A 20,562-nucleotide genomic window follows, 5' to 3' on the forward strand; every position below is an offset into this window, starting at 1 on the left:
TACGTCTCCGATCCTCGCACGCACGACTGACAGCCCTCACCGGAGGCCCGTGGCGGACCGGACTGTCAGTGGGGCGTGGCAGGATCGGGGGCGTGGCAGAGACAGCAGCGAAGAAGACCGAGAAGACGACCTCAGGCAGCCGGCCGCGGCTGATGCTCATGGACGGGCATTCGCTGGCGTACCGCGCGTTCTTCGCGCTGCCCGCGGAGAACTTCACGACCGCGACCGGACAGCCGACCAACGCGATCTACGGCTTCGCGTCGATGCTGGCGAACACGCTGCGCGACGAGGCCCCCACGCACTTCGCGGTGGCGTTCGACGTCTCGCGCAAGACCTGGCGCTCCGAGGAGTTCACGGAGTACAAGGCGAACCGTTCGAAGACCCCGGACGAGTTCAAGGGTCAGGTCGAGCTGATCGGCGAGGTCCTCGACGCGATGAACACGCCGCGCTTCGCCGTCGACGGGTTCGAGGCCGACGACATCATCGCCACGCTCGCCACCCAGGCCGAGGCCGCCGGGTTCGACGTCCTCGTCGTCACCGGCGACCGGGACTCCTTCCAGCTCGTCAGCGACCACGTCACGGTGCTCTACCCGACGAAGGGCGTCTCCGAGCTGACCCGGTTCACGCCGGAGAAGGTCGAGGAGAAGTACGGGCTGACGCCGGCCCAGTACCCGGACTTCGCGGCCCTGCGCGGCGACCCGTCGGACAACCTGCCGGGCATCCCCGGCGTCGGCGAGAAGACCGCCGCGAAGTGGATCAACCAGTTCGGTTCGTTCGCCGAGCTCGTGGAGCGGGCCGAAGAGGTCAAGGGCAAGGCCGGTCAGAATTTCCGGGACCACATCGAAGCCGTCAAGCTGAACCGCCGGCTCACCGAGATGGTGCGCGACGTCGAGCTCCCCAAGACGGTCGACGACCTGGAGCGCGCCGCGTACGACCGCACGGCCCTCGCGATGGTCCTCGACACCCTGGAGATCCGTAACCCGTCGCTGCGCGAGCGGCTCCTCGCCGTCGACCCGGGCGCCGAGCAGGCCGAACAGGCGCCCGCCGAGCCGGGCGTCGACGTCGACGGCTCGGTGCTCGGCGCGGGCGAGGTGACCCCGTGGCTCGCCGAGCACGGCGACGCGGTCCTCGGCCTCGCCACGGTCGACACCTGGACGCTCGGCTCGGGATCCGTCACCGAGGTGGCGCTCGCCGGCGCCGGGGGAGCCGCCGCCTGGTTCGACCCCACCCAGCTCGACGAGGCCGACGAGAACGCGTTCGCGGCCTGGCTCGCCGACGCCGCGAAGCCCAAGGTCCTGCACAACGCGAAGAGCGTCATGCGGGTCTTCGCCGAGCACGGCTGGACCGTGGACGGCGTCACCATGGACACGGCGCTCGCCGCGTACCTGGTCAAGCCCGGCCGCCGCTCCTTCGCGCTCGACGCCCTGACCCTGGAGTACCTCGGCCGTGAGCTCGCCCCGGCGGCGGCCGACGGACAGCTCGCCTTCGGTACGGAGGACGACGACCAGGCCGAGGCCGACGCGCTCATGGTGCACGCCCGCGCGATCCTCGACCTCGGCGAGGCCTTCGGCGGGAAGCTCCAGGAAGTCGGCGCGGCCGATCTCCTCAAGGATGTCGAGCTGCCCACGTCCACGCTCCTCGCCCGCATGGAGCGGCACGGCATCGCCGCCGACCGCGCCCACCTGGAGGCCATGGAGCAGATGTTCGCGGGCGCCGTCCAGCAGGCGGTGAAGGAGGCGCACGCCTCCGTGGGCCACGAGTTCAACCTCGGCTCGCCCAAGCAGCTCCAGGAAGTCTTCTTCGGCGAGCTCGACCTGCCCAAGACGAAGAAGACGAAGACCGGGTACACGACCGACGCGGACGCGCTCGCCTGGCTGGCCACGCAGACCGACCACGAACTCCCCGTGATCATGCTGCGCCACCGCGAGCAGGCGAAGCTGCGCGTCACCGTCGAGGGCCTCATCAAGACGATCGCCGCGGACGGCCGCATCCACACGACGTTCAACCAGACCGTGGCCGCGACCGGCAGGCTCTCCTCGACCGACCCGAACCTGCAGAACATCCCGGTCCGCACCGACGAGGGCCGCGCCATCCGCCGCGGCTTCGTCGTCGGCGAGGGCTTCGAGTCGCTCATGACCGCGGACTACAGCCAGATCGAGCTGCGCGTCATGGCGCACCTCTCCGAGGACGAGGGCCTCCTCGAGGCGTTCACCTCCGGCGAGGACCTGCACACCACGGTCGGCGCGCAGGTCTTCGGCGTCGAGCGGTCCGCCGTCGACGCGGAGATGCGCCGCAAGATCAAGGCCATGTCGTACGGGCTCGCCTACGGCCTGTCCGCGTTCGGCCTGTCCGGGCAGCTGAACATCGAGCCGGGCGAGGCGCGGGTCCTCATGGACACGTACTTCGAGCGGTTCGGCGGCGTGCGCGACTATCTGCGCCGCGTCGTCGACGAGGCGCGCGCCACGGGCTACACCGAGACGATGCTCGGCCGCCGCCGGTATCTGCCGGACCTCAACAGCGACAACCGCCAGCGCCGTGAGATGGCCGAGCGCATGGCGCTCAACGCGCCCATTCAGGGCACGGCCGCCGACATCGTCAAGATCGCCATGCTGAACGTGGCCAAGGCGCTCGAGGACGCGAAGCTCAAGTCCCGGCTGCTGCTCCAGGTCCATGACGAAATCGTCCTGGAGATCGCCCCGGGCGAGGCCGCGGCGGCGGAGGAGCTGGTCCGCCGCGAGATGGCCGGGGCCGTGCAGCTGCGGGCGCCGCTGGACGTGTCGGTGGGCGTGGGCCCGGACTGGGAGTCCGCGGCGCACTAGCCTCCGGCGGACGGTGGTCCGGACGGGAGTTCAGTTGAGGGGCGGGGCCAATGGGCTCCGCCCCTCACCTCGTTCACGACCCTGTTCACCGTTCTTGTGTCACCGGAGCCGGTGCCTCCCCGCGTTCGGCCGCTCCTCGACGCCCCCGCACGAGAAGCGCGTACACGACCAGGCCGAGAACGAGGCCCGCGCCCCCGCCGAAGCACAGGGTCGGGATGATCTCCCACGGCTTGGCGGCGGCGCCCCAGTACGTCCACCAGCGCACCGTCCGTACCCCCGCGGCCACCGCCACGCACCCGCCGATCACCAGCGCCGCCACCCACCGCTCGCTCACCGAGAGCTGAGGCAGCGCGGCGCGGGCGTCGGCGGCGGCCGACGAGGTGACACGGCGCACCGCCGACACCACGAAGAGCGCGATCACGACGAGCGCGACCGCCGAACCCCCGTACTGCGCGTACCAGTAGAGAGGGGAGCCGGCGATCCTCTCGCCGAGGACCGGGAACACGCGCATGCCCCACCGGTCGAGATGCGTGAACGCGTCCCACACCACGTGCGTCGCCGCGCCGAGGACGGCGGACACGTACCACCACCACACCGCGGCCACCGGCCGCCGCTCCCACGCGAAGCCGCCGGACGCGGAGCCGCCCGACGCGAAACCGCCCCGAGCGCCGCCCGCACCCCGCGCCACCACAAGAACCCGCCCCCGCACCCGCCCCGGCAGCAGCGCGATCACCGGCTCCCGCAGCAGGCGCCACAGTCCGACCAGTACCGCGGCGATGGCCACGTCGATCGTGAAGACGCCCGGGAAGGAGTGGGTGAAGTCCCCGAACTCCATCGCCCCCGGCACCGCACTCGCCGCGAAGTACGTCACGTCGGGCGCGAACGACCCCGCCACCAGCAGCGACGGCACGAGCGCGCCGCGCCCCGTGCCGTCGCGACGGACGGCCGGCAGCACGGCCGCGGCATGGCTGATCGTGAACGGCAAGAGGTCCCCCTCGGACGGTTCTTGATGCGTGCGTACGCGGTGCCGCTCAGTATGGCCCGTGGCGATCGCGGTAACGCGTACATGGCCAACCGGCAAAAATCGGGCACGAACGGGTGTCTGCGCGCTGGAAGTTGTCGTAGTGTCGCCTGGGTCACTCCACGCTGGGGAGCGTGGACGGACCCGGAAACGGTCGGCAATCGGAGGGGCTCACGGCATGGCGGCGCTATTCGGAAAGCGGTTGCGCAGGTCGGCGATGACGACCGCTGTGGCGGCGGCCGCCGTGGCGGCACTCTCCGCGTCCCAGGCGCCCGGCGTCACCGACACGCACGGCGGACGGCAGTCCACCGCCGATGCGACGCCCCCGCCCGGCGACTCGGCGACCGGCAACTCCCCGTACTACACCGCCCTGCCGGACCTCAACAGCCCCACCCCGCCGCCCAGTACGGGCCCCGGCGGTCCCGGCGGCACGGGCACCGGTGCGAGCGAGGCCGGTATCCCCGCCACCGTCCTCGACGCGTACAAGAAGGCCGAGGCGGAGCTCGCCGCGACCAAGCCGGGCTGCAAGCTCCCCTGGCAGCTCCTCGCCGCGATCGGCAAGGTCGAGTCGGGCCAGGCCAGGGGCGGCAACGTCGACGCGAACGGCACCACGCTCAAGCAGATCCTCGGCCCGCCCCTCGACGGCAACGGCTTCGCGAGGATCACCGACACGGACAACGGCGTCTACGACGGCGACACGACGCACGACCGGGCCGTCGGCCCCATGCAGTTCATCCCGTCGACCTGGGCGTGGTCCGGCCGTGACGGAAACGGCGACGGCAAGAAGGACCCCAACAACATCTACGACGCCGCCCTCGCCGCCGGCCACTACCTGTGCCGCGGCGACCGCGACCTCTCCCAGAGCGGCGGCCTGAACGCGGCGATCCTGAGCTACAACCACTCGCAGGAGTACCTCAACACGGTCCTGTCGTGGCTCGAGTTCTACCGCAAGGGCACCCACGAGGTCCCGGACGGCACCGGGGTCCAGCCCGGCGACCGCAGCGACGGCGGCCCCAGCCCCTCGCCCTCGCCGAGCAGCCCCGGCACGACCAGCCCGTCCCCCGGCACCTCCAAGCCGTCCGAGCCGTCGAAGCCCGGCGGCTCCCCGGGCACCGGCCCGTCGAAGCCCGGCGACGGAGGCTCCACGAGCCCCACACCGCCCACGCCCGCCGAGTCGGTCGCGTACATCGAGGACGCCGGTACGGGCAAACTCGCCGCGACCGCCGGTGACGCCTTCGCCGAACGCGTCGCCGTCCGCACGGAGAACGCCGCGGGCAAGGGCGTCGGCACGGTCAAGGTGAAGCTCACCGTCGTCGGCGACACGGATCTGGCCTTCAGCGGCGGCTTCAAGACCGTCACCGTCGTCACCGACAGCACCGGCAAGGCCATCGCGCCGCCGCTGAGGGCGGGCGAGGACACCGGCGAGTTCACCGTCCGAGCCACCGTCGTCGACCGCAAGCTGCCCGGCCTCGACTACACGGCGACCGTCTCGGCGCGCCAGGCAGACACCCTCACCAGGACCGACGACAAGGAACTGACCTGCGAGGCCGGCGGCCAGTTCGCCGACCCGGTCCAGGTCAGGGCCACGTACAAGGACGCCGCCGCCGACGGGGTCGCCACCACGGCCACGCTGATCAAGTCCAAGGACGACGCGACCGAGAACGACAAGGGCCCCTACTTCAAGGACGCGGACGGCAAGGCGATCCGCACCCTCAAGGGCCTCAAGACCGACGGCGACGGCCGCCTCCAGCTGCCGAGGATCTACGCGGACGACGCCACCGGTACGTTCCTGCTCCGCATCAACACCACCGGCGGCGCGACCCTCACCATCGAACTGAAGGTCACCGCGGCCGCCGCCACGGCCAGTCCCTCGGCCTCGCCGTCGGCGACGTAACTCCCCTACGGCACAAGCCGTATCCAGCAGCACCCGCGCCGCCCCCTCACCGTTCTCCGGCCGAGGGGGCGGCGCTGTTGTGCAACGTGTTCTCATCTCGGCCGCGCGTTGCTACGGTGCCCCAGCCCTGACGACCTATCAGATTTCAGATCCGGTGATCCGCCGGGAGGCTGCATGCGTGCCCTGATCGCCGCCGCGACCGGTCTTGCCGTGGCGCTCGCCCTCGTCATCACGATCTCGGCGATCGGCTCCCCGCCCGGCGAGACCTCGCCCAAACCGCTGCTGACCACCGTCCCCAAGCACCCCTGACCCGCCGAGGAGGCCGCCGCGATGCGCCGCAAGGCCAGCCTGATCCTGCTCGCCCTCGCCGTGTTCTGCACGGCGATGTCCCCGCTGATGCGCTGGTACGCGTTCCCGCGCCTCGCGAAGATCCCGGCCGGCCAGTACCAGAACGCCGTCCTGGAGGCGAAGAACCCGACCCTCCTTGACTACGGCTCGATGCAGGCGAAGAAGGTCCCCAAGGTCACGATCGTCCAGACGCTCAAGGGCAACGTGGAGGCCTCCGAAGAGGTCGAGAAGAGCGCGGGCCGCGACGTCGTCGTCTGGGACTCCCTCTCCTACGTCGTCGGACCCGACGGCAAGATGGTCTCCCAGGTCCCCGAGCGCTACGTCTTCGACGCCCACAGCCAGGCACCCGTGCACCCCACGGGCAAGTACGCCGAGACCGTCGACGGCGACAAGGTCAGGCGCGACGGCATCGAGTTCAAGTGGCCCTTCCTCACGGAGAAGCGGGACTACGAGTACTACGACGCCCAGGCCCGCATCACCCGGCCCATCCACTACAAGGGGACCCAGACGTTCCGCGGCGTGAAGGTCTATTACTTCGAACAGACCATCCCCTGGACGAAGGTTCCCCTCCCCAAGACGATGCCGGTCAAGGGCATCACACCGGAGTCCGTCGCCAAGACCGGCACCACCCGCTGGTACAGCACGGTCCGCAAGTTCTGGGTCGAGCCGGTCACCGGCGCCCCCGTCTACGGCGAGGAGATCCAGAACAACGAACTCCGCGGCGGCACGCTCCTGGGAGGCCGCGACAAGGTGACGGTCTTCGCCGGGCACGTGAAGATGCGCGAGGACTACATCAGGTCGACGGTCGACCTCGTCAAGTCCAACCGCGTCCTGGTCGTCCTGCTCACCTCGTACCTGCCGTGGGGCTTCCTCGTCCTCGGCCTGCTCCTGCTCGCGCTCTCCCTGTGGCTGGAGGCCCGCAGCCGCCGCCCGGGCGAGCCGGAGGCCGCCCCGGAGCACGAGCCGGAACCCGTCAGCGCCTGAGCCGCGCGCTCGTGTGCCGCGTCGCGACCGCGCCCGCCGGATCCTCCGGCCACGGATGCTTCGGGTACCGGCCGCGCAGCTCGGCGCGCACCGCCCGGTACCCCTCGCGCCAGAAGGAGGCGAGATCCGCGGTCACGGCCGCGGGCCGCCCCGCGGGGGACAGCAGATGCACCAGGACCGGTACACCGGCCACGCGCGGCGACTCGTGCAGCCCGAACATCTCCTGCACCTTCACGGCCAGTACGGGCTGTTCGGGGTTCGCGTAGTCGATCCGGATCCTGGACCCGCTCGGCACCTCAAGACGTTCCGGCGCCAGCTCGTCGAGGCGGGCCGCGTCACCGCTCGCCCAGGGGAGCAGCCGCCGCAGCGCCTGGCCCGCGTCGATCCGGCCCAGATCGGACCGGCGCCGCGCCTTGCCGAGCTCCGGCTCCAGCCACTCGTCCACACGCGCGTGCAGCGCGTCGTCCGACACGTCGGGCCAGGGCGCGCCCAGCGTCCGGTGCAGGAACGCGAGCCGCTCCCGCAGCTCCCCGGCCTCCCGGGACCACCGCAGCAGAGAGAGCCCCTCCCGCCGCAGCCCTTCCTTCAGCGCCTCCCGTACGAGAGCGGGGGCGGCCTCCTTCAGCGGGCGCACGGCGAGTTCCACCGCGCCAAGCCGCTCGACATGCCGCGCCACCAACTCCCCGTCGGCCCACGCCACTTCGTCCCCCTCGGTACGCAGCGGCGCCGCGGCACGCAGCGCGACCTCCTCGTCGACGACCGCGGCGAGCCGCACGCGCGCGTGCCCGGCGCCCACAGGCCGGTCGGCGACCGCGACGGCGATCCACTGGGCGCCCCGCAGCCGTGACCCCTCCGCGAGCGCGGCCCGGGTACCGGACACCATCAGATACTCGCCGTCGCGCCCACGCCCCACCCGCTCGGGGAAGGCGAGCGCGGCGACGATGCCGGCGACCCGGTCCTCGGACAGGTCCCCGGTCCCGGCCTCGCGCACCGGGGTCTGCCCGGCGGTTCGCTCCGGTCCGGCCCCTGCCGCCCCCGTAAGCCGCCGTACCTCCGTCTTCCAGCGCGCGGCGTACGCGTCGGCGCCCCGGCGTGCGGTGCGCCACGCGGCGGCCAGATCGTCGCCGTAGTCGCGGGGCGGCTCCTCGCTCAGGAGGGCGACCACCTCGGCCGCGCGGCGAGCGCCCACCAGCGGGGTCGCGTCGAGGAGGGCGCGGGCCAGGCGCGGATGCAGGCCGAGGCCCGCGAGGCGCGCGCCGCGCTCCGTGGCCCGGCCCGAGTCCGTCCCGACCGCCCCGATCGCCGTCAGGACGGACCGGGCCGCCGCCATGGCCCCGGCCGGCGGAGCGTCCAGGAGCGCGAGGCCCGAGGCGTCCGGATCGCCCCAGCACGCCGCCTGCAACGCGAACGCCGTCAGGTCCGCCACCTTGATCTCCGGCGCGGGGAACCGAGGCAGCCGCACGTCCTCCGCCTCCGTCCAGCACCGGTACACCACGCCGGGAGCCTCGCGCCCGGCACGCCCCGCCCGCTGCCGCCCCGCCGCCTGCGAGGCCCGTACGGTCGTCAGGGCGCTCAGCCCGCGGGCGTGGTCCACCCGCGGCTCCCGCGCGAGCCCCGAGTCCACGACGACCCGGACACCCGGAACCGTCAGCGACGACTCGGCCACGGACGTCGCGAGCACCACCCGCCGCCGCGCACCGGGCGAGAGCACCGCGTCCTGCACCGCGGCCGGCGCCCGCCCGTGCACCTGAAGCACATCCACGTCACCCGGCCCGCCCAACTGCCCGGCCACGCGCGCGATCTCACCGACCCCCGGCAGGAAACACAGCACATCCCCGCTCTGCTCCCGCAGCGCGCGCCGCACCACCGCCGCCACGTGCGTGAGCAACGCCGGATCCACCCGCATCCCGTGCGGCGGCCGCACCGGACGCGCGGGCGGCGCCCACACCGTCTCCACGGGATACGAGATTCCCTCGGCCTCGACGACGGGCGCCCCGCCGAGCAGCCGCGCCCAACCCTGCGCGTCCGTCGTAGCCGACGCCGCCACCAGCCGAAGCTCGGGCCGCAGCGCCTCGCGCACGTCGCACAGGAACGCCGCGACCGTGTCCGCGTCCAGATGCCGCTCGTGGACCTCGTCGAGCATGACGACATCCACGCCCGCCAGCTCCTGGTCGCGCTGGAGCCGTTGCAGGAGCACACCCGTCGTGACGACCTCCACGCGCGCGTGGCGCCCCATCACCCGCTCACCGCGCACCGTGTAGCCGACGCTCTCGCCGGCCTTCTCGCCGAGCAGCCACGCCATCCGCCGCGCCGCGGCCCGCGCCGCGATCCGCCGCGGCTCCGCGACGACGACACGCCGAGCGGGCCCGTCACCGACGAGCCCGGCGAGCACCAGCGGCACCAGGGTCGTCTTGCCGGTCCCCGGCGGCGCCACGAGAACGGCGCTGCCCGGCGCCGCGGGCCCGTCGAGGGCATCGCGCAGGCCGGGCAGCGCACTGCGTACAGGCAGGTCCAGAGCGTCGTTACGGATCACATGCTCAGTCTCTCCCCGGGAGCACCCCCGGCCGAAGGGTGGGGGACTTCGGCCGGGGCCCCCGTCCAGCTCCGCTAGCTCCGCTCGCAGACGAAGATCGCCGTCCCCGGGATCAGATTTCCGCGCAGCGGGGACCAGCCGCCCCACTCCTGCGTGTTCCATGCCGGCCACTGCGGCTCGACGAGGTCCACCAGACGGAACCCGCCGGCCACGATGTCCCGCACCCGGTCACCGACCGTCCTGTGGTGCTCCACATATACGGCGCGCCCCTCGTCGTCCTGCTCCACATAAGGGGTGCGGTCGAAGTAGGAGGCCACTACGGAGAGGCCCTCCGGACCCGGCTCGTCCGGGAACGCCCAGCGGATCGGATGCGTCACCGAGAACACGAACCGGCCGCCGGGCCGCAGCACCCGGTGCACATCCCGGAGCACCCGCACGGGATCGGCGACAAAGGGGAGCGCGCCGTACGCCGAGCAGGCCAGGTCGAACGAGCCGTCCGCGAACGGCAGCGCGCCCGCGTCCGCCTCCACCAGCGGCACCGCGCCGCCGTCGATGCGCAGCGCGTGCTGGAGCTGCCGGTGCGAGAGGTCGAGCGCGACGGGGTGCGCGCCCTGCGCGGCGAGCCAGCGCGAGCACTGCGCCGCGCCCGCGCCGATCTCCAGGATCACCTTGTCCTTCAGGTCCTCCGACGGGCCGAGCAGCTCGGCCTCCACCTCGTCGAGACCCTCGGGCCCCCACACGAAGCGGTCGTCCCCGAGGAACGTGCCGTGCTCGACCTGATAGTCGTCCGCGTTCCTGTCCCACCAGCCACGATTGGCACGGGAACTCTCCGTGACGTCGGCATCGCGCCGGGTGGCTTCGGGCTCGAACGGTTCGGGCTCTTGGATGATGGGCTCCCTAGTCGTACTCTTCCGTTCAACCCGTCGCGGCAGAGTGCCGAGCGGCCCATGTGGCCTCGTGCGACAGGTTTTGTGCCGGGTATGCGAAGTTCGCCCCGGGTGTGCGTGTTCGCGCATTGACCCTGTCCGGCTGCCCCCGTATGCTACAAGTTGCGCTGCGAGCCTGCGCTCCTCAGACATAGCAGGCTGCGCTCGCATCTGTATGTATGTCCCCTCGGTTATCGAGGCGCCCCCTCCGGGAGTGGTGCTTCCTGAGCTGTCCGGCCTTCTGCAGTGCGATCACGGGCTCCCGGCGTAGCAGTACCTACGACTTCAATGTCCGTACCGGAGCCCTTACCCACATGACGAGCAGCACCGAGACCACCGCCACCACTCCGCAGGTTGCGGTCAACGACATCGGTGACGAGGAAGCATTCCTCGCCGCGATCGACGAGACGATCAAGTACTTCAACGACGGTGACATCGTCGATGGCGTCATCGTCAAGGTAGACCGGGACGAGGTTCTCCTCGACATCGGTTACAAGACCGAAGGCGTGATCCCGAGCCGTGAGCTCTCGATCAAGCACGATGTCGACCCGAACGAGGTCGTCAAGGTCGGCGACGAGATCGAGGCCCTGGTTCTCCAGAAGGAGGACAAGGAAGGCCGTCTGATCCTGTCCAAGAAGCGCGCTCAGTACGAGCGTGCCTGGGGCACGATCGAGAAGATCAAGGAAGAAGACGGCATCGTCACCGGTACCGTCATCGAGGTCGTCAAGGGTGGTCTCATCCTCGACATCGGCCTCCGTGGCTTCCTGCCGGCCTCCCTCGTCGAGATGCGCCGCGTCCGCGACCTCCAGCCCTACGTGGGCAAGGAGCTCGAGGCCAAGATCATCGAGCTGGACAAGAACCGCAACAACGTGGTCCTGTCCCGCCGTGCCTGGCTCGAGCAGACCCAGTCCGAGGTCCGCCAGACGTTCCTCACGACCCTCCAGAAGGGTCAGGTCCGCTCCGGCGTCGTTTCCTCGATCGTCAACTTCGGTGCCTTCGTGGACCTGGGTGGCGTCGACGGTCTCGTGCACGTCTCCGAGCTGTCCTGGAAGCACATCGACCACCCGTCCGAGGTTGTCGAGGTCGGCCAGGAAGTCACCGTCGAGGTCCTCGACGTCGACATGGACCGCGAGCGTGTCTCCCTGTCGCTGAAGGCGACGCAGGAAGACCCGTGGCAGCAGTTCGCCCGTACGCACCAGATCGGCCAGGTCGTCCCCGGCAAGGTCACGAAGCTGGTTCCGTTCGGTGCGTTCGTCCGCGTGGACGAGGGCATCGAGGGTCTGGTCCACATCTCCGAGCTGGCCGAGCGCCACGTGGAGATCCCGGAGCAGGTCGTCCAGGTCAACGACGAGATCTTCGTCAAGGTCATCGACATCGACCTCGAGCGTCGCCGCATCAGCCTCTCGCTGAAGCAGGCCAACGAGGCCTTCGGTGCCGACCCGTCGACGGTCGAGTTCGACCCGACCCTGTACGGCATGGCCGCGTCGTACGACGACCAGGGCAACTACATCTACCCCGAGGGCTTCGACCCCGAGACCAACGACTGGCTCGAGGGCTTCGAGAGCCAGCGCGAGGTGTGGGAGAACCAGTACGCCGAGGCGCAGACGCGCTTCGAGCAGCACCAGGCTCAGGTCATCAAGTCCCGCGAGGCCGACGCCCAGGCCGAGGCCGAGGGTGCTGCCGCTCCGGCCGGCGCCCCGGCTGCGTCCGGTGGCGGCGGCGGTTCGTACTCCTCGGAGTCGGACGACAACTCCGGCGCGCTTGCTTCGGACGAGGCGCTCGCTGCGCTCCGTGAGAAGCTGGCCGGTGGTCAGAGCTGACCTGAACCCTCCGGGTTCCGGTAAGTAGTCGAGCGGGCCCGCACCCCTTGGGTGCGGGCCCGCTTCTCTGTGTCCGCCGACGTTTCCTATGGAGTGACCGGTACGTTCGTCAGGCCCTTGCCGCCTGTGACCGTGTTGCTGCTGTAGACCGTCGTCACGCAGCTTCCGCCGGCGTTCGTCACGTTGATCGCCAGCTGCTTGTCGCCCGTCGCGCCGCGCAGGTCCGACGTGTTGGAGCGGAAGACCGTGCCGCAGCCCCAGCCGGACTGCTGGGTGTGTGTCTCGTAGCCGGTGTTCGTCGTGGCGCTGCCCTCGTTGTTCTCGACCAGGACGTCGTTCCCCTTCACGTCGACCCAGGAGTCGTCGAAGTTGGCCCCGGTCAGGCCGCTGCCGTCGAACGTGTTGCCCACGATCCGCGCGCCCGTCGTGCCCTCCTTGATGTCGACGTTCTCGCCGCCGACGTCCGGGCCGATCGTGTTGCCGGTGATCTGGATGCGGTCACTCTTGTCCGAGGTTCCGCCGGCTGTGCCGACGTAGACGCCCTCGCCCATGCCGCGGCCGTCGTTGCCGGTGTCGTAGATCCGCGAGTTCTTGATCGTCCCGTCCGTGCTGGAGTTGCGGAAGTGGACGCCCTCCATGTCGAGCCCGTGGACGGTGACCGTGTCGACGACGACGCCCTTCGCCGAGTCGATCATGATGCCCTTCTGGCCGCCGGTGACGGTGATGCCCTGGACCGTCCAGTACGAGGCGCCGTTCAGATGCAGGCCGTAGCCGCCGCCCGCCGTGAGGACCGCCTTCGCTGAGCCGGTCAGGGTGACGCGTGAGCCGGAACTCCCGGCGATCGACGTCTTGAAGTTGCCCGTGTACGTGCCGTCGGCGAGATGGATCGTGTCGCCGGGGGCGGCCGCGGTGAGCGCCGACTTGAGCTGCGCCGCGGTGGAGACCTCGATGACCTGGGCGGCTCCGGCGGCCGGCGTCGCGAGCGCCGTGGCGCCGCCCGCGACGAGCGCGGCGGTGGTCAGTGCGGGCAGGAGCGCGGAACGGATGCGCATGTGGGGGTGCCTTCCCGTCGGTTCGTGCAAACGTGTTCTTGTACGTGAACTTTGGGTGCAGATATGAACGTAAGGGCTTGGCATGACTGCGTCAAGGTCTGGACCAGGGGTGTGTGCGTGGAGGGAAACATGGTGGATACACGAGTAACTCCCGTGCCGTAACAGGCCGTTGCCAGGATCCCCGGATCATTCAAGATCGTGAGGGGAGCCGTCAGCATGGCAGTACAGCAGCGACCGGAGACGGGCACGAGCCGCCGGGCCTTCCTGCGCAACGTAGGGGTGACCGGCGGTGCGGGCGCGATGTTTGCCACCATGGGCGCCCTCGGTCTCGCCCCCACCGCGCAGGCCGCCTCCCGCGAACAGGACTACAGCGCACCGAAGTCGGGCGACTTCACGCTCACCGGACGCGGCGCCGCCAAGGTCGTCGTCGTGGGCGGCGGCATCGCCGGGCTCGCGACGGCGTACGAACTCGGCAAGGCGGGCTACGACTGTACGGTCCTGGAGGCCAGGGACCGCACCGGCGGCCGCAACTTCACCGTGCGCGGCGGCGACAGCACCGTCGACCTGTACGGCAACCGTCAGACCGCGCGCTTCTCCCAAGGGCAGTACCTCAACGCCGGGCCCGCGCGGCTGCCGCAGTGGATGGTCACGCTCGACTACTGCCGCGAACTCGGCGTACCCGTCGAGGTGTTCACGAACACGAACGCCGACGCGTACCTCTACAACGAATCCGCCGGCATGACCGCGCCCGTGCGCTACCGCACCGCCAAGGCCGATGTGTACGGCTACGTAGCGGAGTTGCTGGCCAAGGCCACGGACAAGGGCGCCCTCGACAAGGAGCTCGCCGCGTCCGACCAGGACCGCCTCATGGAGTTCCTCAAGGACTTCGGGGACCTCGGCGACAAACTCACCTACGGGGGCGGGGAGCGCCGCGGCTACACCACGGTCCCGGCCGCCACCGGGACGCCCGGCGTGCTGCTCGGCGACGTGCCGTCCGCGTCGGACGTGTTCGCCAGCGGCGTCGGACGGTACTTCTCCTTCGAGTTCGGCTTCGACCAGGCCATGCTGATGTTCCAGCCCGTGGGCGGCATGGACCAGATACCCAAGGCCCTGACGAGGGCGATCGGCGCGCACAAGGTGCGCACCGGCGCTGTCGTCAGCAGGATCACGCAGACGGCCGGTGGCGTCACCGTCACGTACACCCAGGGCGGCAGGACCCGGGCCATCGAGGCCGACTACTGCGTCGGCGCGCTGCCGCCCAACATCCTCGCCAGGATCCCGCACAACCTCGGCTCCGGCGTGCAGTCCGCCCTGGAGGCCATCGCCCCGCAGTCCGCGGGCAAGATCGGCCTGGAGTACCGGTCCCGCTGGTGGGAGCTCGACCACAAGATCTACGGCGGCATCACCGAGACCGACCTCGACGTCACGCACATCTGGCACCCGTCCTACGGCTTCCACGGCGAGCGCGGTGTACTCGTCGGCTACTACAACTACGACGCGGACGCCGACGCGTACGCGAAGCTCACACCGGGTGAGCGGGAGAAGCGGGCCGTGGCCGCCGGGGTGAAGATCTACGGCGAGAAGTACCGCACCGAACTTGCCACCTCCTTCTCGCACCACTGGCGCCAGACCCCGCACCTGGAAGCCGCCTGGCACGACACGCCCGGCGGCCCCGACGACCCCCGCTACAAGCCCCTCAACGAGCCCACGGGCCGCGTCTACTTCGCGGGGGACTGGCTCAGCTACACCGACGCCTGGCAGCACGGAGCGTTCACCTCCGCGCGCCGGGCCGTCACCAAGCTCCACGCGCGCGTGCTGTCCGCCTGAGGCGAACAACAGGTAAGAGCCCGCTGTGAAGGGGCGCGGGAGGGAATGCCCGCGCCCCACCGCACGTTCTTCTGCAGGAGAGACACGGGGAGAGGCGAGGAGCGGTCACAGTGCTTGATCCGCAGGGTTTGTACGCATGGGAGCCGAAGGGCCTGGCCGTGGTGGACATGGCGCTCGCCCAGGAGTCGGCCGGACTGGTCATGCTCTACCACTTCGACGGATACATCGACGCGGGTGAGACCGGCGAGCAGATCGTGGAACGGGTCCTCGACTCGCTGCCCCACCAGGTCGTGGCGCGGTTCGACCACGACCGGCTCGTCGACTACCGGGCCCGCCGCCCGCTGCTCACCTTCCGGCGCGACCGCTGGGCGGACTACGACGTGCCCGCCCTTGAGGTCCGTCTCGTCCAGGACGCCACGGGTGCGCCCTTCCTGCTGCTGTCCGGCCCCGAGCCCGACGTCGAGTGGGAGCGTTTCGCGGCCGCCGTGAAGGAGATCGTCGAGCGGCTCGGCGTGCGCCTCGCGGTCAACTTCCACGGAATCCCGATGGGCGTCCCGCACACACGGCCCGTCGGCCTCACGCCGCACGGGAACCGGACCGACCTCGTCCCCGGTCACCGCAGCCCCTTCGACGAGGCGCAGGTCCCCGGCAGCGCGGAGTCCCTCGTGGAGTACCGCCTCATGGAGGCCGGACACGACGTACTCGGTGTCGCCGCGCACGTCCCGCACTACATCGCGCGCTCGCCGTACCCGGACGCCGCGTTGACCGTCCTCGAAGCCATCACGGGCGCGACCGGCCTGGTGCTGCCCTCGGTGGCGCACGGGCTGCGCACGGAGGCGCACCGCACGCAGACGGAGATCGACCGGCAGATCCAGGAGGGCGACGAGGAACTCGTCTCGCTCGTCCAGGGACTTGAGCACCAGTACGACGCGGCCGCGGGCGCCGAGAGCCGCGGGAACATGCTGGCTGAACCGACCGACATCCCGTCCGCCGACGAGATCGGCCTCGAGTTCGAGAAGTTCCTGGCCGAACGCGAGGGCGACGCATAGGGGCTGTGGTCAGCCATGGGGCCCTCGCCTAAGCTGCCCGCATGCTGAAGGTGGGTCTGACCGGCGGAATCGGCGCCGGCAAGAGCGAGGTGTCCCGGCTGCTCGTGAAGCACGGGGCTGTACTGATCGACGCGGACCGCATCGCGCGGGAGGTCGTGGAGCCCGGAACTCCCGGACTGGCCGCGGTCGTCGAGGCGTTCGGGAGCGACGTGCTCGCCCCGGACGGCTCGCTGGACCGGCCGGCGCTCGGCGCGATCGTCTTCGCCGACGCGGACCGCCTCGCCGTCCTCAACTCGATCGTGCACCCGCTCGTCGGCGCCCGCTCCGCCGAACTCGAAGCCGCCGCCACCGGTGACTCCGTCGTCGTGCACGACGTACCGCTGCTCGCCGAGAATGGCCTGGCGCCGCTGTACGACCTCGTGGTCGTCGTCGACGCGAGCCCCGAGACCCAGCTCGACCGCCTCGTGCGCCTGCGCGGCATGAGCGAGGAGGACGCCCGCGCCCGCATGGCCGCCCAGGCGACCCGCGACAAGCGCCTGGACATCGCCGACATCGTGATCGACAACGACGTACCGCTCGACGAGCTGCACCGGCGGGTCGACGCCGTCTGGGCGGACCTCGCGCAGCGGGCGGCCGCGGCCTAGAAGGGGGACGGGCGTGGTCGTACTGGCGGCGTTCACCTTCCTCGGCGGCCTGGTGGCGATCCTCGCCGGGGCGTACGGGCTGCGCCGGACCCGGCGGATCAGCGAGGCCGGACGCGTCACGCAGGCACTCGTGAAACCCCCGCAGGCGGGTTCCGAGCGGCCCCTGCTGCAGTTCGAGACACACGACGGCCGCGTCGTCGAGGTGCCGTCCCCCGCGCCGCCCACCCGGCGGCTGCCGCTGCCGGCGGGCAGCCTGGTCGGTATCGCGTACGACGTCGACGACCCGCGCGAGACCGTGCTCATCGGCGGCGAGCGGCCCGTCCTCGACTGGGTGTTCGTGGCCGCGGGAGTGGCGCTGGCCGTGCTCGGCGCGGTACTCGTGGTGACCGGGCGCTGAGCCTTTCGACTCGGTCGGACGTACGTACGTCAGGGTGTTACGGGGGAGGAATAGGGCCGACAGTCCACGCCGTTGACGTGGATGACGAAGGAGGGAGACAACTGTGCCCCACTCCAACCCGGAGACGCACGTCATCGACTTCCGCGCCGCTGAGCAACTGCTCGCGGCGCGTGATCCGCGAGGCGCGGTGAAACTGCTCGACCCGGTCATCGCGGCCCACCCCGAGAACACGGCGGCGCGGCTGCTACGGGCCCGCGCGTTCTTCGCCGCGGCCCAACTGCGCGCGGCCGAGCTCGAGTTCACCATCGTCCTGGAGCGCGAGCCGGACAACGCGTTCGCGCATTTCGCGCTCGCGCGCACCTATCAGCGTGCCGCGCGGCCCGACCAGGCGCGGCGCCATTTCCGGCTGGCAGCGGCGCTCGATCCGCAGCCGGACTACGTGGCCGCGGCCGCTTTCGACGACGCTCCGTAAGGCGAGGCCCCCTAGGGAGTTCCGGGGCGGTCTAGGGCTTGTCGTCCGGGGGATTGCAGGGCGGTACGGGCGGTACGTCCGGGGGTTCGTAGGGCGGTACGTCGGGGCCCGGCTGGTAGTGCGGGCCCTGCCGGATGTGGCGGGTGATCACGAACAGGTCGACGGTCACGATCAGCCACAGCACACCGCACGCGAACGCCCACCACGGGCGGTCCGTGAGGATGAACGCGACCGTGCCGAAGATCGACCAGGCCAGACCCCAGATGCTGAGCCACAGCCGGGCGCGCAGGGAACTGCGCGCGGTCACGGGTTCACTGCCCGTACGCATCGTCACCGCCTCCGCCCGTGAAGAGGTACCCCCTCCAGGGTGCCTCTTCACGGGCGCAGGTGTCGGGTGCGTCCGTACCCTCGCGCGGCGCACCGTTCCCTGAAAAGGTGAGGTGGTTTCCGGTCGGCGGAGTTCGGTCGCCGGGTTCGGCCGGCGGAGGGGAGGACGCGTGCTGGACGGGCGGAAGAGCGGTGAGCGGCTCGCGGGATGGGTGGAGGCGCTCGACGGACAGGGGCGGGCGGAGGCGGTAATCCCCGACGCGGAGGACCTGCCCGAGGTCCTCCTCGACCTCGGGGTCGCCCACGAGGACATCAACGAACTCGTCGCGCTGCGTCCCCGCGTGGCCGACGATCCCGGAGTGCGCGATCTCCTGGAGCGGGCCGTGGACGCCGTCACCCGGGACATGGGCACGGTCGGCGGAGGCCCCCGCTTCCCGTCCCCGCCCGACGGCGGCGACCTCCTCGAACGCTGCTTCTCCGTGTACGTCTACGTGGCGGCGCTGCCCGCCACGCGCGCGTACCACCGCGGTCTCGGGGTGCCGGACGACGTCTCGCGGCGCACCCTCGCCGACCTGGGGCGCCACATGGCCGTCCACCGCAGGCGGTACGGCAGTTGCGGCATTCACGCGGTCGCCTGGCTCGGCCTGCACTTCCACGGGGAGCTCTACCAGCTGGGCCGGCTCCAGTACCAGCGGGCCCTGCTCGGCGGGCGCTCGGCAGGCGCGGCCGCCGCCGCGGGCCTGCCGGTGACGGCGGACGACCTGTGCATGAACCTCCATATCCCCGACTTCCGGGGCCCGCTGTCCCCGCGCGCGTGCGACCGGTCCCTCGCTCTGGCCAGGGAGTTCTTCGCGCGCCACTACCCCGAGGAGCGCTATGAAACCGCCGTCTGCCACTCCTGGCTCCTCGATGCCCAGCTGAAGGACCAGCTGCCGAAGGACTCCAACCTGGTGCGCTTCCAGGAGCGATTCCGTACGTCCTGGGAGGAAACGGAACCGGACGACGAGGGCCCGGTCGGCTTCGTCTTCGGCGACCCCCGTCTCCCCATCGGTGCGCTGCCGCGCCGCACGAGCGTCGAGCGGGCCGTCGGCGACCATCTGCGGAACGGCGGGCACTGGTACGCAGGGCATGGCTGGTTCCCGTTGCCGTGGTCGGGAACTGCCGCCCCAGGACGGCTCGTTGAAGGGGCATGAGCCTTGAGATGCGTGAGGGATACGGAGGGACGGGACCCGGCGCCATCACGCCGGACGGCTGCGCGGTCGATCTGTACGCGCGCCTGCCCGTAGGGGACGAGCCCGACATCATCGCCGCGGCCGTGCCCGCGGGAGCGAGCATTCTCGAACTGGGCAGCGGCGTCGGCCGGATGACGCACCCCCTCATCGAGCGCGGCTTCACGGTCACGGCCGTGGACGAGTCCGCCGAGATGCTGGAGCGGGTGCGCGGGGCGCGGACGATCTGTTCGCCGGTCGAGTCGCTGGACGCGGGCGGGACGTTCGACGTGGTGCTGCTCGCGTCGTTCCTCGTGCACGCCGGAGATGTGGCGGTGCGGCAGGGGCTGCTCGACACCTGTCGGCGTCATGTCGCCGACAAGGGCTGCGTGCTGATCCAGCGCGAGGGCCCGGACTACCACACGAACCTGCCGCGCGAGCGCGTGGACCCGAGCGGTTTCACGCTCCGCATCGTGTCCGCGGACCCCGTCGGGGACGGGGTGAACTCGGTGCGTGCGGAGTACGAGTTCCCCGACGCGGCCTGGACACACACGTTCCTGGCGCGGCCCCTGACGCAGGAGCAGTTCGAAGAGGCGCTCGCCCAGGCCGGGTTGAAGGTCGACCGGTATCTCACGGACGACCAGGTGTGGGTGCGGGCGGTGCCTGCATAAAGGCGCCGGGCGACCGATGAGTTGCATGGGGTGCCGCCGTCTACCTCTGTGACAGCCGGACAGCAAGGTCCGGCGCCGACTCACCGAGGAGCACCCCATGTCCGAGACCACCGCCCCCGTCACGACCGCCGCTTCCGCCGCCTCCGTCACCGCCGCCCCGGCCGCCGGCAGGGCCCGCGCCGCCCGCATCGCGCTGCGCACGCTCACGGTGCTGCTCGCGCTGTTCTACGGCGTCGCGAGCGCCCTGCCCAAGCTGATCGCGCACCCGTCGGCGGTCGAGTCGTTCGACACGATCGGGTGGGGGAGCGCGGCGATGTACATCATCGGCGTTCTCGAACTGGCCGGAGGAATCGCCCTGTTGGTGCCGGTGCTCTCCGGAGTCGCCCCGATCGCGCTGGGCGCGCTGATGGCCGGCGCGTTCGTCGTGCAGATGTCGTACTTCGACGGGGAGAACGCGGCGACGCCGCTCATCCTCATCGCCCCGCTGGCACTCCTCGCGTGGACACGGCGCCGGAGCAACGCGGATCTGGTCCGCCTGGTCAAGCGCCGGGCGTGACCCGCGCGGCCGGA

Annotated in this window: 18 protein-coding genes; 13 read left to right on the top strand and 5 right to left on the bottom strand. The window is 71.1% G+C overall.

Annotated elements, in window-relative coordinates:
* Nucleotides 1-92 precede the first annotated feature (92 nt).
* The gene (polA, locus tag OG698_RS33520) at nt 93-2,819 is read left to right on the top strand and encodes a DNA polymerase I (RefSeq protein ID WP_399970189.1); all 2,727 of its coding nucleotides are present in this window, start codon (nt 93-95) and stop codon (nt 2,817-2,819) included.
* An 85-nt stretch (nt 2,820-2,904) separates the two neighbouring features.
* On the opposite strand, the gene OG698_RS33525 is transcribed toward polA, so the two are convergent.
* Entirely contained in the window at nt 2,905-3,804 is a 900-nt protein-coding gene (locus OG698_RS33525; protein WP_406107464.1) for a DUF4184 family protein, read from the bottom strand.
* Nucleotides 3,805-4,018: 214 nt separating this feature from the next.
* Here OG698_RS33525 and OG698_RS33530 point away from each other — a divergent pair, with 214 nt between their 5' ends.
* The 3 genes from OG698_RS33530 (at nt 4,019) to OG698_RS33540 (ending at nt 7,066) form a co-directional block, all read left to right on the top strand.
* Nucleotides 4,019-5,734 carry a lytic transglycosylase domain-containing protein gene (locus tag OG698_RS33530; protein WP_406107465.1) on the top strand — a complete coding sequence of 572 codons (1,716 nt, stop codon included), beginning with the start codon at nt 4,019-4,021 and terminating at the stop codon, nt 5,732-5,734.
* A 174-nt stretch (nt 5,735-5,908) separates the two neighbouring features.
* Nucleotides 5,909-6,043: an SPW_0924 family protein gene (locus OG698_RS33535; protein WP_107489191.1), complete on the top strand. Its 135-nt coding sequence runs from the start codon at nt 5,909-5,911 to the stop codon at nt 6,041-6,043.
* Between the two features lie 21 nt (nt 6,044-6,064).
* Complete coding sequence (locus OG698_RS33540) at nt 6,065-7,066, top strand: DUF3068 domain-containing protein (RefSeq protein ID WP_329574319.1); 1,002 nt, start codon at nt 6,065-6,067, stop codon at nt 7,064-7,066.
* Here OG698_RS33540 and hrpB read toward each other — a convergent pair.
* Together hrpB and OG698_RS33550 are read right to left on the bottom strand one after the other, a co-directional pair.
* Nucleotides 7,056-9,599, bottom strand: coding sequence for an ATP-dependent helicase HrpB (gene hrpB / locus OG698_RS33545; RefSeq protein WP_406107467.1), 2,544 nt, complete (start codon nt 9,597-9,599; stop codon nt 7,056-7,058). The two genes, OG698_RS33540 and hrpB, sit on opposite strands and share 11 nt — an antisense overlap.
* 74 nt (nt 9,600-9,673) lie before the next feature.
* Nucleotides 9,674-10,615 carry a class I SAM-dependent methyltransferase gene (locus tag OG698_RS33550; RefSeq protein WP_406107469.1) on the bottom strand — a complete coding sequence of 314 codons (942 nt, stop codon included), beginning with the start codon at nt 10,613-10,615 and terminating at the stop codon, nt 9,674-9,676.
* 224 nt (nt 10,616-10,839) lie between these two features.
* Between OG698_RS33550 and rpsA the strand changes: the two genes are divergently transcribed.
* Nucleotides 10,840-12,345 (top strand): 30S ribosomal protein S1, encoded by a 1,506-nt coding sequence (gene rpsA, locus OG698_RS33555; RefSeq protein ID WP_382997133.1) that lies wholly within the window; start codon nt 10,840-10,842, stop codon nt 12,343-12,345.
* An 86-nt stretch (nt 12,346-12,431) separates the two neighbouring features.
* On the opposite strand, the gene OG698_RS33560 is transcribed toward rpsA, so the two are convergent.
* The gene (locus OG698_RS33560) at nt 12,432-13,397 is read right to left on the bottom strand and encodes a right-handed parallel beta-helix repeat-containing protein (RefSeq protein WP_406107471.1); all 966 of its coding nucleotides are present in this window, start codon (nt 13,395-13,397) and stop codon (nt 12,432-12,434) included.
* 216 nt (nt 13,398-13,613) lie between these two features.
* Between OG698_RS33560 and OG698_RS33565 the strand changes: the two genes are divergently transcribed.
* The 5 genes from OG698_RS33565 to OG698_RS33585 all read left to right on the top strand — a co-directional run bounded on the left by OG698_RS33565 (nt 13,614) and on the right by OG698_RS33585 (nt 17,786).
* On the top strand, nt 13,614-15,224 hold the full coding sequence (locus tag OG698_RS33565; RefSeq protein WP_406107473.1) for a flavin monoamine oxidase family protein: 1,611 nt from the start codon (nt 13,614-13,616) through the stop codon (nt 15,222-15,224).
* Between the two features lie 110 nt (nt 15,225-15,334).
* Nucleotides 15,335-16,273, top strand: coding sequence for a PAC2 family protein (locus OG698_RS33570; RefSeq protein WP_406107474.1), 939 nt, complete (start codon nt 15,335-15,337; stop codon nt 16,271-16,273).
* Between the two features lie 41 nt (nt 16,274-16,314).
* Nucleotides 16,315-16,917 (top strand): dephospho-CoA kinase, encoded by a 603-nt coding sequence (coaE, locus tag OG698_RS33575; protein ID WP_399970205.1) that lies wholly within the window; start codon nt 16,315-16,317, stop codon nt 16,915-16,917.
* A 13-nt stretch (nt 16,918-16,930) separates the two neighbouring features.
* Complete coding sequence (locus tag OG698_RS33580; protein WP_406107476.1) at nt 16,931-17,314, top strand: DUF3592 domain-containing protein; 384 nt, start codon at nt 16,931-16,933, stop codon at nt 17,312-17,314.
* Nucleotides 17,315-17,417: 103 nt separating this feature from the next.
* Nucleotides 17,418-17,786, top strand: coding sequence for a tetratricopeptide repeat protein (locus OG698_RS33585; protein ID WP_116502684.1), 369 nt, complete (start codon nt 17,418-17,420; stop codon nt 17,784-17,786).
* A 31-nt stretch (nt 17,787-17,817) separates the two neighbouring features.
* On the opposite strand, the gene OG698_RS33590 is transcribed toward OG698_RS33585, so the two are convergent.
* Nucleotides 17,818-18,114: a DUF6343 family protein gene (locus tag OG698_RS33590; protein WP_406107478.1), complete on the bottom strand. Its 297-nt coding sequence runs from the start codon at nt 18,112-18,114 to the stop codon at nt 17,818-17,820.
* A gap of 211 nt (nt 18,115-18,325) precedes the next feature.
* Between OG698_RS33590 and OG698_RS33595 the strand changes: the two genes are divergently transcribed.
* The 3 genes from OG698_RS33595 to OG698_RS33605 all read left to right on the top strand — a co-directional run bounded on the left by OG698_RS33595 (nt 18,326) and on the right by OG698_RS33605 (nt 20,548).
* Entirely contained in the window at nt 18,326-19,306 is a 981-nt protein-coding gene (locus OG698_RS33595) for an acyltransferase domain-containing protein (protein WP_406111446.1), read from the top strand.
* Nucleotides 19,307-19,314: 8 nt separating this feature from the next.
* Nucleotides 19,315-19,992, top strand: coding sequence for a class I SAM-dependent methyltransferase (locus OG698_RS33600; RefSeq protein ID WP_406107479.1), 678 nt, complete (start codon nt 19,315-19,317; stop codon nt 19,990-19,992).
* A 97-nt stretch (nt 19,993-20,089) separates the two neighbouring features.
* A complete protein-coding gene (locus tag OG698_RS33605) occupies nt 20,090-20,548 on the top strand; it encodes a DoxX family protein (protein WP_406107480.1) in 459 nt (152 codons plus the stop codon).
* Nucleotides 20,549-20,562 lie beyond the last annotated feature (14 nt).

It is taken from the genome of Streptomyces sp. NBC_01003 (assembly GCF_045162695.1).
GTDB lineage: Bacteria > Actinomycetota > Actinomycetes > Streptomycetales > Streptomycetaceae > Streptomyces.

What these genes read in the sequence shown, in the direction of transcription:
- OG698_RS33530 (WP_406107465.1), top strand. Translation starts at nt 4,019, where the DNA reads ATGGCGGCGCTATTCGGAAAGCGGTTGCGCAGGTCGGCGATGACGACC.
- OG698_RS33535 (WP_107489191.1), top strand. Translation starts at nt 5,909, where the DNA reads ATGCGTGCCCTGATCGCCGCCGCGACCGGTCTTGCCGTGGCGCTCGCC.
- OG698_RS33540 (WP_329574319.1), top strand. Translation starts at nt 6,065, where the DNA reads ATGCGCCGCAAGGCCAGCCTGATCCTGCTCGCCCTCGCCGTGTTCTGC.
- OG698_RS33550 (WP_406107469.1), bottom strand. Translation starts at nt 10,615, where the DNA reads ATGCGCGAACACGCACACCCGGGGCGAACTTCGCATACCCGGCACAAA.
- rpsA (WP_382997133.1), top strand. Translation starts at nt 10,840, where the DNA reads ATGACGAGCAGCACCGAGACCACCGCCACCACTCCGCAGGTTGCGGTC.
- OG698_RS33560 (WP_406107471.1), bottom strand. Translation starts at nt 13,397, where the DNA reads ATGCGCATCCGTTCCGCGCTCCTGCCCGCACTGACCACCGCCGCGCTC.
- OG698_RS33565 (WP_406107473.1), top strand. Translation starts at nt 13,614, where the DNA reads ATGGCAGTACAGCAGCGACCGGAGACGGGCACGAGCCGCCGGGCCTTC.
- coaE (WP_399970205.1), top strand. Translation starts at nt 16,315, where the DNA reads ATGCTGAAGGTGGGTCTGACCGGCGGAATCGGCGCCGGCAAGAGCGAG.
- OG698_RS33590 (WP_406107478.1), bottom strand. Translation starts at nt 18,114, where the DNA reads ATGCGTACGGGCAGTGAACCCGTGACCGCGCGCAGTTCCCTGCGCGCC.
- OG698_RS33600 (WP_406107479.1), top strand. Translation starts at nt 19,315, where the DNA reads ATGCGTGAGGGATACGGAGGGACGGGACCCGGCGCCATCACGCCGGAC.
- OG698_RS33605 (WP_406107480.1), top strand. Translation starts at nt 20,090, where the DNA reads ATGTCCGAGACCACCGCCCCCGTCACGACCGCCGCTTCCGCCGCCTCC.